1 protein-coding gene is annotated in these 1,531 nt (G+C 66.0%); it reads left to right on the plus strand.

What is annotated here, in order from left to right; all coding sequences use genetic code 11:
* Window positions 1–79 precede the first annotated feature (79 nt).
* Window positions 80–1,456 (plus strand): transposase, encoded by a 1,377-nt coding sequence (locus tag AC07UH_RS21485; RefSeq protein WP_495182211.1) that lies wholly within the window; start codon window positions 80–82, stop codon window positions 1,454–1,456.
* Window positions 1,457–1,531 lie beyond the last annotated feature (75 nt).

Below are 1,531 nucleotides of genomic sequence, written 5' to 3' on the forward strand. Positions count from 1 at the left end.
CGATTGTGTTGAAAAAGGCTGGCTTGCAGTAGTGTCGGTGGTCTGATTCAATCGCCTTGAGGCGAGCGGAGATAGGCCGATGATGGGCGAGCGGGCGGTGGCGCAAGAAGCGCTGTTCTACAGCTTCAGCCTGGAACGGCACGTACCGGCAGACCACCTGCTGCGCTCGATCGACCGGTTCGTGGATCTGTCAGGCATCCGCGAGGAGTTGAAGCCCTTCTACAGCGAGACGGGTCGCCCCTCGATCGACCCGGAGCTGATGATCCGGATGCTCATCATCGGCTATTGCATGGGCATCCGGTCCGAGCGGCGGCTGTGCGACGAGGTGCATCTGAACCTGGCCTATCGCTGGTTCTGCCGGTTGGGGCTGGACGGCGACGTGCCCGACCACTCGACCTTCTCGAAAAACCGGCATGGACGCTTCCGCGACAGCGACCTGTTGCGCCGGTTGTTCGAGACGACAGTCGCGCGCTGCATGGCCGAGGGACTGGTGGGCGGCGAAGGGTTTGCGGTCGACGCCAGCCTGATCCGCGCCGATGCCAATCGTCAGACCGGCGGTCCGGGCTGCGATGGCATGCCGCCGCACGCCGACAGCCGTGCGGTGCGCGAGTATCTGGCCGTCCTCGACGATGCCGCGTTCGGCGCAGCGACACCGGTGGTGCCGAAGTATCTGGCGCCGGCCGATCCGGCATCGCGCTGGACCAGCGCGCATCGCGGGCCAGCCTTCTACGCCTACTCGACCAATTACCTCATCGACCTCGACCACGCCGTCATCATGGACGTGGAAGCGAGCACCGCGGTGCGCCAGGCCGAGGTGACCGCGTGCAAGCGCATGATCGCGCGGGTGCAGGACCGATTCGGCGTCTGGCCCGAGCGGCTGGCGGCGGACACAGCATACGGCTCGGCGGAGATGCTCGCCTGGCTGGTCCATGAGCGCGACATCCAGCCGCACATCCCGGTGTTCGACAAGTCCGCCCGCCGCGACGGCACTTTCGAGCGCGATGCCTTCACCTACGACCATGACGACGACAGCTACGTCTGCCCCGGCGGCAAGCGCCTGCGCCCCAGGAACCGCAACTTTGCCACGGCCCGCGGCGATGTCGGTCAGGACGGCTTCATCCGCTATCGCGCGCGACAGCAGGACTGCGGCGGCTGTGCCCTGCGGCAACGCTGCACGCCGAACATGCCGGCGCGCAAGGTCACCCGCTCGATCCACGAAGGCGCCCGTGACCTGGCCCGCGACATCGCCACCACCGACGCTTACGTCACGTCCCGCCGCCAGCGAAAGAAGGTCGAGATGCTGTTCGCGCACCTCAAACGCATCCTGAAGCTCGATCGATTGCGGCTCCGCGGTCCGAACGGTGCAAGGGACGAGTTCCATATGGCCGCCACCGCCCAGAACCTCCGCAAAATGGCCAAGCTCATCCCGATGCCAGCACAGCCGCTACCCGCCTGAGCCGGTCAGAACTGTTCAGCGCAACTTAGCCGCCGCCCTACTTCCGCACCACGAGCCGACTTCTTCAACACAATC

Source organism: Sphingomonas sp. GW821-FHT04B01, from assembly GCF_059420425.1.